This window comes from Labedaea rhizosphaerae, from assembly GCF_004362825.1.
GTDB lineage: Bacteria > Actinomycetota > Actinomycetes > Mycobacteriales > Pseudonocardiaceae > Labedaea > Labedaea rhizosphaerae.
The window spans coordinates 17,508-35,942 of record NZ_SNXZ01000011.1; the positions used below are offsets into that span (position 1 = coordinate 17,508).

General features: G+C 72.9%; 14 protein-coding genes. 7 read left to right on the forward strand and 7 right to left on the reverse strand.

Translation table 11 applies throughout. From position 1 onward, the window contains the following. Positions 1-12: 12 nt before the first annotated feature. The 4 genes from EV186_RS36780 to EV186_RS36795 all read right to left on the reverse strand — a co-directional run bounded on the left by EV186_RS36780 (position 13) and on the right by EV186_RS36795 (position 8,183). A complete protein-coding gene (locus EV186_RS36780; protein ID WP_166659513.1) occupies positions 13-3,177 on the reverse strand; it encodes a non-ribosomal peptide synthetase in 3,165 nt (1,054 codons plus the stop codon). 125 nt (positions 3,178-3,302) lie between these two features. Continuing rightward, positions 3,303-5,633, reverse strand: a complete 2,331-nt coding sequence (locus EV186_RS36785; protein ID WP_133854170.1) for a lantibiotic dehydratase — start codon at positions 5,631-5,633, stop codon at positions 3,303-3,305. Further along, positions 5,630-7,945: a lantibiotic dehydratase gene (locus EV186_RS36790; RefSeq protein WP_133854171.1), complete on the reverse strand. Its 2,316-nt coding sequence runs from the start codon at positions 7,943-7,945 to the stop codon at positions 5,630-5,632. Before EV186_RS36790 ends, EV186_RS36785 begins: the two co-directional genes overlap by 4 nt. A gap of 7 nt (positions 7,946-7,952) precedes the next feature. Then, positions 7,953-8,183, reverse strand: coding sequence for an acyl carrier protein (locus tag EV186_RS36795; RefSeq protein WP_133854172.1), 231 nt, complete (start codon positions 8,181-8,183; stop codon positions 7,953-7,955). 166 nt (positions 8,184-8,349) lie between these two features. Between EV186_RS36795 and EV186_RS36800 the strand changes: the two genes are divergently transcribed. The 4 genes from EV186_RS36800 to EV186_RS36815 all read left to right on the forward strand — a co-directional run bounded on the left by EV186_RS36800 (position 8,350) and on the right by EV186_RS36815 (position 12,429). Then, a complete protein-coding gene (locus EV186_RS36800; protein WP_133854173.1) occupies positions 8,350-10,191 on the forward strand; it encodes an AfsR/SARP family transcriptional regulator in 1,842 nt (613 codons plus the stop codon). A gap of 20 nt (positions 10,192-10,211) precedes the next feature. Then, positions 10,212-10,820, forward strand: a complete 609-nt coding sequence (locus EV186_RS36805) for an LOG family protein (protein ID WP_133854174.1) — start codon at positions 10,212-10,214, stop codon at positions 10,818-10,820. 46 nt (positions 10,821-10,866) lie between these two features. After that, a complete protein-coding gene (locus EV186_RS36810) occupies positions 10,867-11,796 on the forward strand; it encodes a GHMP family kinase ATP-binding protein (RefSeq protein WP_243754521.1) in 930 nt (309 codons plus the stop codon). 75 nt (positions 11,797-11,871) lie between these two features. Continuing rightward, positions 11,872-12,429 (forward strand): VanZ family protein, encoded by a 558-nt coding sequence (locus EV186_RS36815; RefSeq protein ID WP_133854175.1) that lies wholly within the window; start codon positions 11,872-11,874, stop codon positions 12,427-12,429. A 4-nt stretch (positions 12,430-12,433) separates the two neighbouring features. Here the strand turns inward: EV186_RS36815 and EV186_RS36820 are convergent, their stop codons facing one another. Next, the gene (locus tag EV186_RS36820) at positions 12,434-12,925 is read right to left on the reverse strand and encodes a carboxymuconolactone decarboxylase family protein (protein ID WP_133854176.1); all 492 of its coding nucleotides are present in this window, start codon (positions 12,923-12,925) and stop codon (positions 12,434-12,436) included. Positions 12,926-12,975: 50 nt separating this feature from the next. Then, positions 12,976-14,379 carry a MocR-like pyridoxine biosynthesis transcription factor PdxR gene (pdxR, locus tag EV186_RS36825; protein ID WP_133854298.1) on the reverse strand — a complete coding sequence of 468 codons (1,404 nt, stop codon included), beginning with the start codon at positions 14,377-14,379 and terminating at the stop codon, positions 12,976-12,978. 77 nt (positions 14,380-14,456) lie between these two features. Between pdxR and EV186_RS36830 the strand changes: the two genes are divergently transcribed. The 3 genes from EV186_RS36830 (at position 14,457) to EV186_RS36840 (ending at position 17,493) form a co-directional block, all read left to right on the forward strand. After that, on the forward strand, positions 14,457-15,647 hold the full coding sequence (locus EV186_RS36830) for an MFS transporter (RefSeq protein ID WP_208115991.1): 1,191 nt from the start codon (positions 14,457-14,459) through the stop codon (positions 15,645-15,647). A 69-nt stretch (positions 15,648-15,716) separates the two neighbouring features. Then, on the forward strand, positions 15,717-16,067 hold the full coding sequence (locus EV186_RS36835) for an effector-associated constant component EACC1 (RefSeq protein WP_133854177.1): 351 nt from the start codon (positions 15,717-15,719) through the stop codon (positions 16,065-16,067). Between the two features lies 1 nt (position 16,068). Next, on the forward strand, positions 16,069-17,493 hold the full coding sequence (locus EV186_RS36840; protein WP_133854178.1) for a caspase family protein: 1,425 nt from the start codon (positions 16,069-16,071) through the stop codon (positions 17,491-17,493). Here EV186_RS36840 and EV186_RS36845 read toward each other — a convergent pair. Then, a complete protein-coding gene (locus tag EV186_RS36845; RefSeq protein WP_133854179.1) occupies positions 17,393-18,412 on the reverse strand; it encodes a hypothetical protein in 1,020 nt (339 codons plus the stop codon). The genes EV186_RS36840 and EV186_RS36845 overlap by 101 nt on opposite strands. Positions 18,413-18,435 lie beyond the last annotated feature (23 nt).

The window sequence follows — 18,435 nt, forward strand, 5'->3', positions numbered from 1 at the left end:
GGTTCGGTGCGGTCAGGAGGTGAGCAGGCGCTCGGCGTCGGCGTCGCTGAGCTCGTCGATGTCGGCGAGCACGAGGTCGGTCACCTGCTCGGCCACCGCGTCGACGGTGCGGTGCTCGAACAGCAGGACCGGTGAGAGCGGCACGCCGAACGCGCGCGACATCCGGTTGGTGACCCGGATGGCCAGCAGCGAGTGCCCGCCGAGGGCGAAGAAATCGTCGGTCGCGCCGACCCTCGGCCGGCCCAGCGCCTCGGCCCACAGCTCGGCCACGGCCTGCTCGGTGGCGGTGCGCGGCGCGACGAACTCGGCCGCGGCCAGGTCGGTCTCCGCGGGCGCGGGCAGCGCCCGGCGGTCGAGCTTCCCGCTGGCCAGCAACGGAAGCGCGGGTATCGACACGAGCGCGCCCGGCACGGCGTAGCCGGAGAGCTGGCTCGCCGCGAACGCCCGCAGCTCGCCCAGGTCCGGCGCGTCCGGTCCGGCGGGCACGACGTAGCCGACGACCGCCGGGCCGGTGCTCATCGCGTGCACGACCGCGACCGCGTCGGCGATGCCTGGGTGCTCGTGCAGCACCGACTCGATCTCGCCGAGTTCGATCCGCACACCGCGGATCTTCACCTGGTGATCGGCGCGGCCGAGGAACTCCGCCGAGCCGTCGGCACGCAACCGGCCGCGGTCGCCGGTGCGGTAGAGCCGCTGCCCGGGCCGTTCGAAGTGCGGCACGAACGACTCCGCGGTGCGGCGCGGGTCGTGCAGGTAACCCCGCGCCAGGCCCACGCCGCCGAGGTACAGCTCGCCGGGCACGCCCGCCGGGACCGGCCGGAAGTGCTCGTCGAGGACGTAGACCTCGTTGTTGTCGATGGGCGTGCCCAGCGACACCGCGCCGTCACCGGCGTCCGCGTCGTAGTCGGCGGGTTCGCAGACGTGGCACGTGGAGTCGATGGACACCTCGGTGGCGCCCCACGTGTTGTCCAGGCTGATGCGGCGGCCCCCGACGGCTTCCGCGAAACGACGGACCAGGGCCGGGCGCAGGGCCTCGCCGCTGGACAGCACGCTGCGCAGCGACGGCCACCGGTCGAGGTCCGCTGTGGACATCGTGTCGACGAAGAACTCCAGCATGCTCGGCACGAACTGCACGTGCACGGCGTCGTGGCGCGCGCCCGCCTCGAGGATGGCCCGCGGGTCGCGGTGCAGGCCGGGGCCGAGCAACGCGACCGTGCCGCCGGTCATCAAGGGCCAGAACACTTCCACCGCGGCGTCGTCGAAGGTCAGCGTCGTCTTGTGCAGCACGACCTCGCCGAGGCGCAGGCCGTGGCGGCGCTGCATCCACGCCATCCGGTTGACCCAGCCCTCGTGTGTGCTGGCCACCCGCTTGGGTTCGCCGGTGGAGCCGGACGTGCAGTAGATCGAGCACAACGTCAGCGGCCGCACTCGCGGCAAGGTGGCCTCGGAGGGCCGCAGGTCGGCGACGGTGACGGTCGGCCGGCCGCTGTCCGGCAGGCCCGGCTCGGCAACACACAGCCGGGCCTTGGCCCCGGCCAGCAGCTTCGCCACGCGTGCGGGTGGCGTGTCGGTCTCCAGCGGCAGGAAGGCGGCACCGGCCTTGAGCACGCCCAGCAGGGTGGGGATCAAGTCGGGACCGCGGTCGAGCTGCACCCCGACCACGTCGTCGAGCCGGACACCATGCCCCGCAAGCGATCGCGCGATCGCGTCGGCGCGGTCGACGAGCGCGCGGTAGCTGGTGCGCGTGCCGTCCGGGTTGATCACCGCGGTCGCGTTCGGAGTGGCGGCGGCCTGGTCGTCGACGAACTCGTGCAGCCCACGCTGCGGGAACGGCACCGGTTTGGGCACGGTCACCGCCCGCAGCGCGGCCAGTTCCGCGTCGGTCGCCATCGGGATCTCGTCGATCGACGTGTCCGGCGCCGCGGCGAGGCTGGTCAGCAGCGTCTCGAGCTGGCTGGCCCAGCGCCGCACGGTGTCGGCCCGGTAGAGCGCCGCGTCGCCGGTGACCCGGCACGCGACGGTGCCGTCGGCCTGGGTGCTGAACGCGATCTCGGTGTCGTAGCGGGAGGTCTGCCACGTCACCGGCGCGGCCTCGGTGCGCACGCCGGGGAGTTCGGGCAGGCTGTTGGCACCCGGCTGGATGTCCACCAGGACCCCGAACAGCGGCGTGCGGGACAGGTCGCGCTCGGGGGCCAGCTCCTCGACCAGCAGGTCGAACGGGACGTGCCGGTGGGCGAAGGCGCCGATCATGCGGCGGCGCACCGCGGCGACGAGCGCACCGAACGCCGGATTGCCCGCCAAGTCGTTGCGCAGCACCAGCATCCCGAGGAACGGGCCGATCAACCCCGTCCGCACCGCCTGTTCGCGCTCGGCCACCGACGTGCCGGTGACGACATCGGTGCGACCCGACGCCCGGTAGCAGAACACCTGGCTCGCGGCCAGCAGGACGGTGAACAGGGTGGCCCGCCGCGCGCGGGCCGCACCGTCCAATGCGGACACGACGGCGGCGGGCAACGTGAACGAACCGGTGACGCCCCGCCCGGCCCGGCGCGGTGGGCGGGCCCGGTCCGTGGGCAGCTCGAACGGTTCGGCGCCGGCCAGCTCGTTGCGCCAGAATTCCAGGCCCTTGGTCAGCCGGTCACCCTCGGCGAGGCGGGCGTCGGCTTCGAGAGCGACCTCGCGGAACTGCGCGGGCAACGGTTCCAGCGCTTGCCCGGCGTACAGCGCGGTGAGCTCCTTCTGGAACACGCCTGCCGACCAGCCGTCGAAGGCGATGTGGTGCACGCTCACGCACAGCAGGTGGTCGTGCTCGTCCATCCGAAAGAGCCGGGCCCGGATGGGCAGACCGTTCGCCAAATCGAACCCGGCCCGCAGCTCGGCATCGGCGGCGGCCCGCGGGTCGGTGACCGGCGAGAGTTCGGTGAGCGGCAGTGCGAAGGCACTCACCGGCCGCACGACGGCCTTGGGTTCGTCGTCGACCGTGATCACCGACGTGCGCAGGACCTCATGACGCGCCACGATTCCGGTGACCGCGGCCCGCAGGGCCGCCACGTCGAGCGGGCCGGTGAACCGGAGCACCAACGGCACCAGCAGCTCCTGGCCGCTGGGGTCGAGCTGGTGGGTGAACCACAGCCGCCGCTGGCTGCGCGGAAGCTCGGCCGCCTCCCCGCATTTCACTCCGCCGGTTACCTTGGGCGAAGCAGGCGCCGCTTGATCCCGTGCTCGTGGCTGGGTTGCGTCACGTTCCCCTGAGGTGCGGTTGGCCGCCCCGCGAGCTGATTTCGATCCTGCGGTAAGGGGTGTCATGACTGTCCCTTCGCGCTGCAGGTCCGGTCGAACGCGGCGAAGCGGAGTTCCGAGGTGTGGGCGCGGCCGGCACGGTCGCGCAGCCACAGCTCGTCGTGGTCCGGCAGCATCTCGGTGATGGTCAGCACCGCGCCGTCGGTCTGGGCCCGGCGCACGAACTTCGCCAGCAGGTTCACGTACGTGGGGCTCGCGAAGTCGATGTACACCGGCTTCGCGCCCTTGTTCGGCGTGACGAAGATCTGGTCGGGCAGGCCGAGCTCGTGTTGCCAGCGCCGCGCCAGCACGAAGCGGCGCGCCTCGTCCTTGCCCTTGGCGAACGGCACGTCCGCACTCGGCAGGCGCCACTTCTCCCGGCACAGCACGACCTTGTCGACGGTGATGCGCGGGGTGTGCGGCCGGTCGTCGAAGAGCTTGAACCGGTCGATCACCGCGTCCATCAGGATCTCGCTGAACGCGTCGAGCACGTCGAAGGTCTCGCCGGTGGGCAGGCGCAGCACCAGGGAATCGCCCTCGGGCCGCACCTCGACGTCGCCCGCCTTGACCAACCCCGGCCGATCCGCGGGCACCGTGTGGTGCGTCGTCTCCAGCAGGAAGTCCTTGTCCCGCACGAATCCCGGGTGGGTCCGGATCGACAGGCGCGGGAGGCTTCCCTTGGGCAGCACGGGAAGCAGCCGCGGCGCCGGGAACTCCACGTCGGTCTGCGCGTGCAGGACCGACAGGTCCGGGTGCTGGCTGACCAGGCAGTTGCTGCGCTGGGCGTTGATCGCCATGTGCACCTCGCCCAGCACCAGCTGGAACTCGCCGCGGTCGATGGCCGCGGTGTCCCGGGCCGCGACCATCAGGTCGGGGCTGAAGTGCCGGGCCGCCGACCAGCCGGGGCCCTCGGCCGCGAACGCCGCCCGCACCTTGGGCAGCAGCTCCGTGAAGCCGTACCGAACCCGCCGGCCTTCCGGCAGGTCCAGGATCGACGCCCACCGGCGCCAGAACTCCTGCTGCACCGCCGAAGTCGCCGTGTTGATCGCGGTCCGCAGCGGCATCAGCGACTTCATCCAGAACGCCGCGAAGTCCACCACCGGCCGCTGCGCGGCCAGTGCGGCGTAGACGTCGTTCAGCACCGGCCGGATGCCCTTCGCGACCTCCGCGCAGAACCAGCGCCCGCTGTCGGCGAGCAACCGCACGGGCTCGGCGGCGGCCAGCACCGTCGTGCCCAGCGTGAGGTCGGCGTCCCGGCGCGAATCGCAGTAGACCAGCGTGCGGCCGCCGTAGGCCTGCCCGGCGTTGCGGGTGGACGGGCCCGCGGTCAGCTCGGTGAAGGTCGCGTCGAGGGCCAGCAGCGCCGCGGTCAGCTCCTCGGCCGGGGCGTGCACCTTGAGCTGCAGATCCGCCCGGCCCGCGTCGAGCCGGTCGAGCATCCGCAACGCGGGCACGCGCACCGCGTCGTCCGACACTCCTTCGACGAACCCGCGCAGCTCGCGCATCGGCCACTTCGACAGGGGGACGTCGAGCTTCCACGTCACCCAGCGCCGCTTGACGAACGACTCCAGCACGGCGACGGCGTCCTCGCCCAGGTCGCGGGCCCGCGTCCGGCCGTCGCACGACCGCAGCACCGACGCCTCGAACTCGGTCAACCGCACGGGTTTGCCTACCGGCGGGGTCACCAGATCGCCGTCGAGGCGGACGAAGGCGTTGCGGCGCGGGGGAACCCACATCCGCATGCCCGGCAGCTCGTGCACCACCTCGGCCAGCCGGTCGATCGCCCACGGCTCGAAGAAGACCTCCATGCTGCGGGTCAGCCGCGTGCCCGGACGCAGGCGCGTGCTCGCGGCGCCGTCGGCCACGCTCCACAGCACCGGCCCGAAGAACCCGATGGAGTCGTTCTTCACGCAGTAGCGCTGCCAGTACGACGCCACCAGCCCCTCGCGGTCGCGGTGCTTGGCCAGGCGCGGGTCGGTGTCGGCGTCCCAGCGCAGCAGCGGGGCCAGCGCGCTGTCGACCAGCCGGTGGTTCTGCAACGCGACCGCGCGGCGGAAGTCGTCGTCGACGGCGATGCGTTGCAACTCGCGACCCGCCGCGCGAGCGGCAGTGTCGAAGCGAGCGCGGAACTCGGCCCAGCGTGGGTCATCCTGATCGGCGTCGGCCAGCTCGTCGGCGTGCGCCGCCAGTTCGGCGGCACGCAGCCGCAGCACGCCGTCGGCCGGGAACCCGGCGCCGCGGGTGATCACGTGCGGCGACAGGGTCCAGTCGCCGCCCAGCACCAGTTGGTCCAGCGTCAGTTGGTGCTGGGCGAGGTGATCCGGGGCCAGTTGGTCCGGCAGCACTGTCGTCACGGGGCATCCTCTCCGTCCGGTCCGCCGAGCCGGTCGACCATCGCGAAGCGCAGCTCGGAGGTGTAGCGATCGCCTGCCTGGTCGACCAGCCACAGGTGGTCCAGGTCGGGCAGCAGTTCGGTGAAGCCGACCGCGTGGCCCGGCTCGGCGCCGCGCAGCATCTTGGCCAGCACGTTGACCAGCACCGGGCTGTCGAAGTCGATGTACACCGGCTTGTCGGTGGCGCCCGCCTTGGCGAAGACCCGCGAAGGCAGTCCGGCCGCCACCCGCCAGGCGCGGGCGGCGACGAACCGGCGTGCCTCGTCCTTCTCCTTGACGAACGCCGCCGTCGCCGGGTCGATCCGCCACGTCTCGCGGTGCACGACGCAGCGGTCGATCACCACGCGTGGCGCGTGCGCGCGGCCGGCGAACAGGCTGTGCGCGTTCAGCACCAGGTCCATCAGGACCTCCGAGAACACGTCGAGCACGTCGAAGCGCGGCCCGTCCGGCAGCACGGCCACCAGCTCACCGTCCTGTTCGGACACCACGATGTCCGCGCTGGGCACCAATCCCGGCCGGTCCGCGGCGACCGTGTGGTGGTGGAACTCGACCAGCACGTCGCGGTCGCGGGTGAGCGCGGACTGCGTGCGCACCGACCGGCGCACCGGCCCGCTGCGGGGTGGTGCGGGCAGCAGCCGCGGGGCGGGGAAGTCCTCGTCCACGTGGCGCAGCAGTGTCTCGGGCTCGGGGTGCTGGCGCACGAAGCAGTTGCTGCGCTGGCTGTTCATGGCCAGGTGGAGCTCGCCGACCACGACCTGGAACTCGCCTCGGCGCACCGCGTCGAGGTCCGGCGCCGACACCATCAGGTCCGGGCTGAGGTAGCGGGCGCCGTTCCAGCCCGGCCCGTCCACGGCGAAGGCGCTGCGCACCAAGGGAAGCAGTTCAGCGTAGGTGCGCCGCACCGCACGGGCGCCGTCCGGGACGGCGAACACCGACGTCCAGCGCCGCACGTACTCGGTGCGTGCCTCGGCCACGGCCGCGCCGACCTGCTTGGTGAGCGGGCCGAGCGCGGCGGCCCACATCGCCGACAACGCACACGATCCGTCTTGGGCGATCCGCCGGTGCACTTCGAGCAGCGCGACGCGTGCGGCGTCCGCGGCCTGACGGCACAGCCACCGGGCGCCGCGGGCCAGCAACTCCACCGGCAGCGCGGCGGCCATCAGGTCCTGGCCGAACACGGCGTCCAGGTCGCGGGCGCAGTCCTGGTACATGAGCGTGCGACCGCCGTAGGCCTGCCCGCCGTTGCGCTTGCTCGCCGCACCGGTCAGCTCGTGGAAGGTCTCGTCGGCGGCCGCGAGCGCCGCGCTCAAGGACGCCGCGTCGGTTGCCTCGGCCACCGCGGCCTTGCACCGCTCCATGAGCTCCAGCGGCCGCAGGCACCGGGCCCGCAGGCCCTCGTCGTCGACCCGGGCGAGCACCGCACGCAACGAGCGCTCCGGGAACGGGTCGCCGGGCAGTTCGATCCGCCACGTGGTCCACCGGCGGCGCGCGAAGTCGGCCAGCACCGCCTCGGTTTCCGGGCCACCGAGGTCGCACGCCCGGGCCACGCCGTCGCAGGCCCGCAGCAGGCGCGCCTGCGCGGGCGTGAGGGCGACCCGGCCGCCCGTCGGCAGGACCAGGTCGTCGCCGTCCAGACCCAGGTAGGGCATCCGGCGCGGGGCGAGCCACCGGCGCAGGCCCGGCTCGGCCTCGATCGCCGCGACCAGCTGGTCCACCGCCCACGTCTCGAAGTACACCGTCGACCGCCGCACCAGGGCATCGCCCACGACGACGTCGCTGTGCGGCCGGTCGTCCCAGCCGGCCCAGCCGACCGGCCCGAAGAACCCGATCGAGTCGTTCTTCATGCAGTAGCGCTGCCAGTAGGACGCGACGAGCTCCTCGCGCTGGCGGTTCTTGGAGTTGCGCGGCTCGGTGGCCGGTCTGCGCAGGAACGGTTCGACGGCCAGGGGCAGCAGCGTGTGGTTCTGCCACGCGACGGCGTGCTGGAACCGCGGCGACGCGGCGATCTCCCGCAGCCGCACGCCCATCCTGGTGGTGGCGTCGGCGAACGCGGCACGAAACCGTTGCCACGCCTCGGGGTTCTCCTCGGCGGCGAGCACCGCCGCGGCCATGGCGCCCAGGTCGGGGTCGGCGAGGTCCAGTACGCCGGAAGCGGCGAAGCCGGCTCCGCGCACGACCAGCTCCGGCCACCACCGGAAGCCGTCCGGCAACGCGGCTTCCGGTTCGGTGCTCTGCTGGTCGTCCGGACGCGTGCCGGTGGCGACGGCGGTCATCCGCGGACTACCCGAGGTCCATGACCGCGCCGGCGCAGCTGGCCGGCGTCGGGTACATGAAGATGACCACCGGGTCGAGGTCCTTGCCCACCAGCTCACCGATCTGCTGGATGGCGTCGATCGCCAGCAGCGAGTCGCCACCGGCCTCGAAGAAATCGGCTTCTTCGCCGATATCGGCATTCCTGAGCACGTTCCGGAAGATCTCGAGGACCGACGTCTCCATCGTTTCCACCGTCATCGCGAGCCACCTCCTGTTTCCTTGCGCATGCGGCACTCCAGCGACGCGAACGCTAAGAACGGCGGTTATCGCCGCGCTATCGCCACGGCAACGGCCTGCGGATTAGTGCCGTGATACCGGCGCGATAAGTGCGCCGCGAGAATGGGAACCGGCAGGACGGATCGGCTTGAGCCAAATCGAGGTGGAGGGATCGCAGGCGATGTTCTTCCGCATTCTCGGCCCGCTCGCCGCGGCGGGCCTGTCGTTCGCGCCACGCCAGCGCACGGTGCTCGCCATGCTGCTGCTGGACGCGGGCCGGGTCGTCGCGGTGGACCGCCTCGTGGACGCCGTGTGGGACGCGAACCCGCCCTCGACCGCGCGGGAGCAGATCCAGATCTGCGTGTCGGCGATCCGCCGGGCCCTGCGGGCGGCCGGGCGGCCGGACGCGATCGTGCGGCAGGCTCCCGGCTACGTGCTGCGGTGCGCGGCCGACGAACTCGACCTGCTGGCGTTCGACCGCCTCGTCGCCGAAGCCCGGGAGTCCGACGACGAAACCCGTGCCGCGGCGTTGTTGCGCGAGGCGCTCGGGCTCTGGCGCGGCACTCCGATCGATGGGGTGAGCAGCCGGGTCGTGGACGCGGCCCGGGTGACGCTGGCCGAGCGGCGGATCTGCGTGCTGGAGGAACACGTCGACCTCCAGTTGCGGCTCGGTGCTCCGGCCGAGATGACCGAGCTGGCGGCCGAGCTGGCCGAACTGGTGGCGGCGCACCCCTTCCGCGAACGGCTGCGTGCGCAGCTGATGACCGCGCTGCACCGCACGGGCCGCCGGGCCGAGGCCCTGGCCGTGGGCCGCGCCGGGCGCAAGCTGCTGGTCGACGAGCTCGGCCTCGACCCCGGCGCGGACCTGGTGCGGATCGAGCAGGCCATCCTCGCGGGACCAGGACCGGCGACACCGCCGGTGCCCGCAACTCCGCTCGTGCCGCGGTCCCTGCCGCCCACCAGCCGCGACTTCACCGGCCGCGCCGACGACCTGGCGCGCCTGCACGCCCTGCTCGCGCCCGCCGCCCGCGGTACCGCCCCACGGGTCGTGACGCTCGACGGCCGCGCCTGGATCGGCAAGACCATGCTCGCCGTGCACGCGGCCCACGCCCTGCGCGAGCACTTCCCGGACGGTCAGCTCTTCGCCCGGCTCGGCGGTGCCGACGGCGCGCCGGTCGCGCCCGCCGTCGTGCTCGCCGGTTTCCTGCGTGCGCTGAGCGTTCCCGCTGGTGCCGTGCCGGCGGACCCCGACGAACGCGCGGCCCGCTACCGGGATCTGACCGCCGACCGCTCGCTGCTCGTCGTGCTGGACGACGCCGCCGACGAGCGGCAGGTCGACGCCCTGCTGCCGGGCAGCGCGAGCTGCGCGGTGCTGGTCACCAGCAGGCGCAGGCTGACCGCGCTCGCCGGTGCGTGGCGCGTGGCCGTCGGCCCGCTCACCGCGGGGGAGGGCACGCGGCTGCTCGCCGAGGTGATCGGCCGCGACCGCGCGCTCGCCCAAGCGCAGGACACCCGTCGGCTCGCCGAGGCCTGCCACGGCGAACCCTTGGCATTGCGCCGCGCGGGCGCCCGGCTCGCCGCACGTCCACATTGGACGGTCGCTGCCTCGGTGGACCGGCTCACCGGGCTCGACGACGACCTCGAAGCCGAACTGGCCGAAGTGCACTCCCGCCTCTCGGTCGCAGCCCGCCGGTTGTTGCGCCGCATCGGGGCCATGGGCCGTGCGGAGTTCCCTACGCGCCTGTGCCCCGAACCCTCCGATGTGGACTCCGGCAGCGCCGACGACGCGATGGCGGAGCTGGTCGACGCGGGCCTGCTCGACCTCACCCGCGCCGCGGATGGCGAACCCGTCTGCCGGGTCGGCGGGATCGTGCTGGCCTTCGCCCGTACCCGCGAGCGCCACCCGGACCGCGGCGGCGTCGTTCTCGCCCTGCCCACCGCTCGCGCGGCACACCAGCGGACGCCAGTCGCCCGCGCCTTACCCCACTGACCCCCGAAAGGACGTGGACCATGCTGGATCAGGCCAGCCGCCCCACCGTCGTCGCGGCGGCGCCCGCCGGTCCACCCGTCCACCGGGTCGGGCTCGTCTGCGGGTCGGGTGCCGGAACGGGCCGGCACTACCTCGACTTCGCCGCCGAACTCGGCGGCGCGCTCGGCCGGGCGGGCTTCGACCTGGTCTGCGGCGGCACCTCGGCCGGCCTGCTCAGCGAGGTGGTGCGCACCGCGCACGCCTTCGGCAGCGGCGTGCTGAACGTGGTGCCGCACGCGCTGCTGCCCGAGGCCGCCTGCGGCGAGATGGCGGGCGGCGTCGTCCTGCAGGTCGTGCGGAGCACTTATGAGCGCATGCGCATGGTGCACCGGCTTTCCGACGCTGTGGTGGTGCTGCCCGGCGGCGTCGAGGTCCTGCGGGAGCTGGGCGAGTTGCTCAGCGTGGAGGCGGTGACCGGCCGCGTCGGCCGGATCGTGCTGGCCAACCGGCGCGGCTGCTTCGACCCGCTGCTCGAACTGCTCGACCACGCCGAGGCCGACGCGTTCGCCACCGGCGCCGAGCTCCGCACGCTCGAGGTGGCCGAGACCGCCGACGACGTGCTCCGCCTGCTCGGCAGGCCCCAACCGTGACGCGTGCAGCACCCGACCCGACCAACCGCAGAGGTGGAGACGAATCGTGATCGAGGGAGTCACCGCCCCGAGGGCGGGCACGGCGGTCCTGAAGGACGACACGGTCTTGACCGGCACGGGCGTGTCGTTCGGGACGTTCGGCGAGCTGCTGCAGGGCGCCCTGCCCGGCGCGGGCGAGGACTTCCTCGTGACCCTGCCGATCGCGCGCTGGTCCACCGCCCGAATCACGTTGTTCCCGGACGTCGCCGAGGTCTGCGTCGAGCCGTCGCACAAGCAGAAGTCGGCCCACGTGGCCCGCTGCCTGCTCGACGCGTACGGCGCACGGCTGGGCGGCACGCTGGAGATCACCAGCGACCTGCCCGAGGGCAAGGGGATGGCGAGCTCGTCGGCCGACCTCGTGGCCACCGTCCGCGCGGTGGGCGCCGCGCTCGGGCTCGCGGTCAGTCCGGAAGAGACGGAGCTGGTGCTGCGCGGCGTCGAACCCACCGACGGCCTGATGTACCAAGGGATCGTGGCGTTCTACCACCGCAAGGTCGCGTTGTGCCGCGACCTCGGCGCGCCGCCGGCGCTGACGGTCGTCGGCGTGGACGAGGGCGGCCAGATCGACACCGTCGACTTCAACGTCACCCGGCCCTCGATCACCCGGGCCGAGCGCCGCGAGTACGAACGCCTGCTCGAGGACGTGAGCCGGGCCCTGCCCCGCGGCGACCTGGCCGCGCTGGGCCGGGTCTCCACCCGCAGCGCGCGGCTCAACCAGCGGCGCTGCCACAAGCGCACGCTGGACCGGATGATCGAGATCAGCGCCGCCGCCGGCGCGCTCGGCGTGGTCGTGGCCCACAGCGGGACGATGATCGGCGTGCTCGTCGCCCGCACGGACCCCGACCACGCCCGCAAGGTCGCCGACATCCAGGCCGCGTGCGCCGAACTCGGCATGCCGGTGTCCGTCGAACACACCCTGAGGGCGGCGCGGACCTGAGCCGCCTGCTCAACCAGCGCCACCTCCGTGCGTCTTGAGTTGTGGCACGGATTGGACAACGGAGGCGGAGGTCGCGTGATCGACGGGAGGCACCTGGTCGGTTCGTTCACCGGCGTGGCGTTGCTGGCGGTGGTCGCGCTGCCGGTGGCCGCGCTGGTGGCGTGGGCCCTGGCCCGGCGCAGGCGTGGCCGTGGCGCCTCGCCGCGGTGGGCCTGGCGCAAGTCGCTCGCCGAGGTCGGCATCGTCTGGGGGACGGTGCCGTCGGTGTGGGTGATCATGTTGCCCGGCAGCCACGCCGGGACCGTCACCGGGCGGGTGAGCCTGATCCCGCTGCGGGACCTGTTCTCGATGCCTGCGGTCCAGATCGTCGGCAACCTGCTGGCGTTCGCGTTGCTGGGGTTCCTGGCCCCGCTGCGGTTCGCGGCGCTGGCCTCGGTGCCGCGGATCCTGGCGCTCGCAGCGGGGTGCTCGATCTTGGTCGAGACCGCGCAGTACGTCCTGCGGCTGGACCGGGTGTCCTCTGTGGACGACGTGCTGCTCAACGCCGCCGGCGCCGCGCTGGCCGCGTGGGCGTCGCGCCGCTGGTGGCGTGTGCCGGCCGCGGACCGGTCCAGCCCGGCCCTGGTGCGGTGAGCGGTCAGTCGCGGGTCCGCACGGCCACGGGCCAGCAGCGGGCCGTCACGCCGATGGTGTTCCACGTGTTGATGGCCACCACCAAGGAAAGCAGCGCGGCGGCGCCTTCCTCGCCGTAGGCCTTGACCACCGCTTGGACGCAGTCCTCCGGGACCCGGCTGCTCGCGACAAGCGTGACCTGCTCGGTGAATTCCAGGGCGGCGCGCTCGTCGGCGGTGAACAGGTTCGAGTCGCGCCAGATGGCGATGGCGTCGACCCGTTGCGCTGCCGTGCCCTTCTTGCGGGCGGCACGGGAGTGCATGTCGACGCAGTAGGAGCAGCCGTTGAGCTGCGAAGCCCGCAGGCGCAGCAGTTCCCGCAGGGCCGGGTCGATCCCGGCGCGGTCCGCTTCCGCGGTGGCGGCCTCGTCGAGGTCGTTGACCGCGCGGGCGAAGCCGGGAACCAGGGCGTCGAAGTCGAGTCGCTGGGCGATGGGCACGTAGTCGGTCGTTGTCATGACGGGAACGCTAGATCGCCGGCTGCCCAGCAAACTTGGCCAATCGAGCGCTAGAAACCTGGGTCATTGATGCTGTCGACCATGATCCGCAGGGCGCGTTCGTACTGGCCGTGCGACGGCGCGCCGTACCCGACGACCAGGGCGGGCTCGGTGTCGCCGGTGGCTCCCGGCGCCCGGTGTGCGCTCAGCGCCTCGATGGCCAGCCCGCGCTTGGCCGCCGCCCGCTCGATCGCAGCCTCGTCGGCACCGGGTGGCAACCGCAGCAGGCATTGCATCCCCGCCGCCAGTCCGGTCACCTCGCACCCGGGCAGGTGATCGGCGACGACCTGCTCCAGCCGGGTTCGCCGCGCGCGGTAGCTCGCGCGGAGCCTGCGGACGTTGCGGTCGTACTGGTGGGAGTCGACGAACGCGGCCATCGCCAGTTGCTGCAGCGTCGCCGGCTGACCACCGCTGAGCTCGCGCTGGTCGAGCACGTCGGCGAGCAGGTGACCGGGCGGCACCGCCCACGCCAGTCCCACCGCGGGCGCGAGGCCCTTGCTCGCCGTGCCCAGGTAGACGACTCGGTCCGGCGCGAGGGCTTGCACGGACCCCACGACGCGCCGGTCGTAACGGAATTCCCCGTCGTAGTCGTCCTCGAGCACCACGGCGTCGGTGCGCTCGGCCCAGGACACCAGCCGGCGCCGTCGCGCGGCCGACAGCGGCACGCCGACCGGGAACTGGTGTGCGGGCGTGAGCAGCACCGCGGCCACCGGCAGGTCGTCGAGCACGGTGACGTCGGCGCCGTCCTCGTCGACGGGAATCGGCACGAGCTCCAGGCCGGTCGACGCGATCAGCCGCCGGTGGGTGGCGTGCCCGTACTCCTCGACCGCGACCCGGGTCGCGCCACGCGCCTGCAACGCCCGGCACAGCAACACCAGCAGCTCGCCGAACCCTTGGCCGACAACGACTTCCGCCGCGGTCGTGACCACGCCGCGGGTGCGGGACAGGTAGCCCGCCAGCGCCTCCCGGAGCCGGGCCGTACCGGCCGGATCGGGGTACCCGAAGTCCGCGGCGGCGGCGCCGGCCAACGCGGCGCGCACGGCGGCGACCCACTCGCGGCGCGGGAACCCGGTCGCGTCGGGCAGGCCGCCACGCAGGTCGATCAACTCCCGGTTGGCGGTCCGGACCCGGCGTTGCCCGCCACGCGGTTGCGTGCCGCCCTGGTCGCTGACCCAGGTCCCGGCGCCGACCCGCGATTCGAGCCAGCCCTCGGCCATCAGGTCGGCGTAGACGCCCGCGACCGTGTTGCGGCTGAGCCCCAGGTCCGCGGCCAGGGTGCGGGCCGCGGGGAGCCGGGTGCGCGCGGCGAGCCGCCCGTCGACCACGGCTTCACGCAGGGCCGCCGCCAGCGACCGGCCCGGGCGGGTGGGGGACAGGTCGAGGTGCAGGTCGAGGCCGGTGCTCACACCGACCATCATGACCGGAATTGACCTAACTTTGTAGGCCGAGATTGCCATGCTTGTCTGGGCCGATCGCGGCCTAGCGTTGCGCCATGACCTCGAACCGGGTGTACCGCGTCCAGGCCGTCAGCTCGGTGGCCGACGGCGCCTTGCTGACGACGGTCGTCCTGTACTTCAGCCAGGTCGTCGGGCTGGCCGAGAACGCGATCGGCGTCGTGCTGGCCGTTGCCGCGTCGGTGGCCCTGGCGCTGGCCGCTCCGCTCGGGCGGTTGGCGGACACGGTCGGCCTGCGCCGGATGGCCGTGGTCTACTCGCTCGCGCTCGCGGCAGCGCTCGCCGTGTACACCTTCGCCCACTCGCTCTGGACCTACGCCGCGGCCGCGATCGTCTTCACCGTCGCCCGTGCCGGCGTGGCCGCGACGATCCAGGCCGTGGTGGCCGCGCAGCACACCCCGGCCGACCGGGTCATGGCCCGGGCGCGGCTGCAGTCGCTGCTCAACGCCGGCTTCGGGATCGGCTCGGTCGTCGGCGCCGTCGTGCTCGCGGTGAACAAGCCCGCGCTGTTCGTCCTGGTCTTCGCCGGCGCCGCGGCGGCCGCGCTCACGTGCGCGCGCATGTTCCGGAAGGTCCCGGTCGAGCGTGTCGCTCCCGCACGGCGTCCCCTACGTTCCAGCGCGCTGCATGATCGCAGGCTGGTCACGGTGACGGCGCTGACGTCGGTGCTGTTGCTGACGACGCCGATCCTGTCGGTGCTGCTCCCGTTGTGGCTGTTGACCCGCAGCAGTGCGCCCGGCTGGGTCGCGGCGGTGGCGTTCGGCCTGAACACCTTGCTGGTGTTCGCTTTGCAGTCCCCGTGGTCGGCCCGCGTGCGGACCGATGCGTCCGCGTCGCGCTCCGCCCTGCTGGCCGGTGCGGCGATCGGCGTCGCGTGCGTGGTCTTCGCCCTGATGCCCTATGGCGGCCCGGTCACCGCGACCGTCCTCGCGTTGGTGGGCGTCGCGGTGCTGACCGTCGGCGAGGTGGCGACCGGCCCGGCCGCCTGGCACCTGGCGTTGCGCGACACCCCCGCGGACCGGCAAGGGGAGTACCAGTCGGTGTTCGGGATGTGCTTCTCGGTGGCCCGCATCACCGGCCCGCTGCTCGCCCTGCCGCTGATCACCGCGTTGGGCTCGGCGGGCTGGCTCGTCGTCGCCGCGGCCGTGCTGGCCGCCGCCGGGGGACTGGCGTTGGTGGGCACCCCCATCACCCGGCGGTCGCGCGTCGGCGAGTTGACGCCGGCGTGACGGGTCTGGATCGCTTGCATCGCCTGAACTCCCGGTCTTCGTGCGGGCCGACCAACTACGATGCGAACCGTGACGGAGACCACGGTGTTGATCACGGTCGAGGGTGAGGACGACGCGCTCGGCCTGCTGCGGTGGCTCGACGAGGACTTCCCCGGGCGGGTGCGCCTGCACGACCAGGCCGCGGGCGAGGGCGCGATGGGCCCGGCGCTCGACACGGTCTCCCTGCTGATCACCAGCGGTTTCACCGCCACGACGACCGCGCTCGTCGCGTACCTCAAGACCCGCGGCGCGGACGTCGACCTGACGGTCAAGGCCGGCGACAAGTCCGTCACCATCAAGGGCAAACACCTGCACGGCGCCGGGGTCGAGGAGCTGACCGAGACCGCGGCGGAACTGGCCGAGCGGCTCGGCGGGAAATGACGTGCGCCTGGCCAAACCCGAGACGTCCAAAGCGATCCTGATCGGCGCCGCCCAGTACGACGACCCGGCGCTGGCCGACATCACGCAGGCGCGGGCCAACGTGGAAGACCTCGCCGCGATCCTGGTCGATCCCGCGCTCGGCGAGTTCCGGCCGGAGCACGTGCGCACGATGATCAACCCGCGGCACAAGGAAGACGCGAGCCTGGAGATCGACCAGTGGTGCCGCACGGCCGAGGACACCCTCGTCGTGTACTACGCCGGTCATGGGCTGGTGGACGACAACGGCGAACTGTTGCTGGCCACCAGCGACACGATCGAGGCCGCGAAGCACCACCGCTCGCTGCGGGCCGAGCTGCTCCGCCGGGCGGTCAAGGTATCCCACGCCAGGATCAGGATCCTCATCCTGGACTGCTGCTATTCCGGTCGTGCCTTCGGTCAGGTGATGGCCGACGAGGCCTCCGCGGTCCTGGACCAGACCGAGACGACGGGCACGTGCGGTCTCGCGTCGGCGCCCCGCCACCTGACGTCGTTGTTCGTCGCGGGCGAGCGGCACACGGTGTTCTCCGGCGAGTTGATCAGGGTGCTGCGCGACGGGTTGCCGGGCGAGGGTGCGGCGCTCTCGGTGTTCGCCGTCTACCAACAGCTCCGGCGCCGGATGCGCGACCGGGGCCACCCCGAGCCGAAGATCGTGCACAGCGATTCGGTGAGCGAGTTCGCCTTGGTCCGCAACCGGGCCCACGACGCATCCGTCGTTCCGCCCGCGACCGCCACCCCACCGGTCACCTCGCCGCCTCCGCCGATCGTCCCGCCGTCACCGGTGCGCGCCGCCCGGCCGCGGCTGAAGTCCATTGCCGAGGCCGACGAGTTCGCGAACCGGATTCCCCACGCCACCGAGCTGGCCATCGCCGCGAGCGGGATGGACTGGCCGCTGCTGGCCCGGTTGCGGTTCATCGCGGACCTCGCGCGGACCGGCGAGAAGAACTTCGCCCAATGGGCCCTGCAGGACCTCCGGGCGATCGACGCCCCGGGTGCGGTCACGGCGATCAACCGCCTGCTCAAGGAGCTCGGGAACGGCCGGGCGTGGGACGACGAGGCGTGGCGCACCGCCGATCTGGTGCAGGGCAGCTGGGAGCCGACGGACGTCAAGGCCCGGCAGGTCTGGGGCGTCGCCATGGCGATGCTGCTCGCCGCGGCCGCCTGGCCCACCCCGCTGCGGGTGCAGGCGATCGAGGAGCTCGCCGAGCTCGGTCACCGCGACGAGGCGGTGTGGATCGCCCAGGGTGTGCTCCGCGATCGGCGGGCCGATCCGGCGTTGGTCGACGCGGTCAGGGCTTTCCTTGCCCGGGCAGGAGCCGGAACACCGGGCCCGATCGGCGCAGTTCGTCCAGCACCGCCGAGATCCGCGGATGGTCGGCCCCGGACCTGATCAACCGGGCCAGTTCGGTGTACGCCCGGTAGCCGCACCAGCTCGCGGCGGCGGCCGCGCCGGCCGCCGTGATCACGAGGATGATCACCAGCCAGAGTGGCGGTCCCCAAAGGAAAAGCGCGAGCGCGGCGGCCACGGCGACGTAACCGGCGATCAGCGCACCGATCGCGGCGCCACCGCGTTCCATGGCATCGACGGCGTCGCCGACGTCCTCGGCGTCCGCGTTCCGGACGGCCAGCTGGAGCGAGAACAGGCCGGCCAGCGGCACGACCAGGTACCCGCCGAGCACCGCCACCAACGTCAGCACGACATCGACGAACCGCGCCAGCTCGAACGACGCCATGATGGTGATCAGCACGGCGGCCAAGCCCGCCCCGACCGTGGCTGTCACCATCCACCGGTCCGGGTACTCGTCCATCGGGCCTACGTCGCCGAAGGCCGCGATGTACGCCCCGGCGACCGCGGCCGCAGCGATGAAGAACGCCGTGCTCACGTTCACCAGCTCGTCCCAGCCGGGACCGAAATCCACCAGGATGTCGGCGAGCAGCGAGGCGACGGCGAAGAACGGCAGCCGGATGAACGCGTCGTCGCCGTCGTCGGCCAGGGCGACGGCGATCGCCCCGATGCCGACCAGGACCGCGACGACGATGCCCAGCCACGGCTGCGTGACGTGGATCCGGTCGGCGAAGTGCGTCACGCGTTGGGCGACCATCACCGCGATCCCGAGGGCCAGTGGGAAGACTCCGACGCCGAAGCCGTTCTGCGCGAGTTCGGTCAGGATCAGCAGGACACCGATGCCGATCGCGGCCCAGGAGCCGCCCGCGACCAGGTCCGCGGTGTGCGGCGGCACGGCGACGACCAAGTGCGCGAGCAGCCCGGCGACACCCGCGACGACCGCGACGAGGCCAGCCCTGATCACGACCGGTGATCATACTGGCGCCG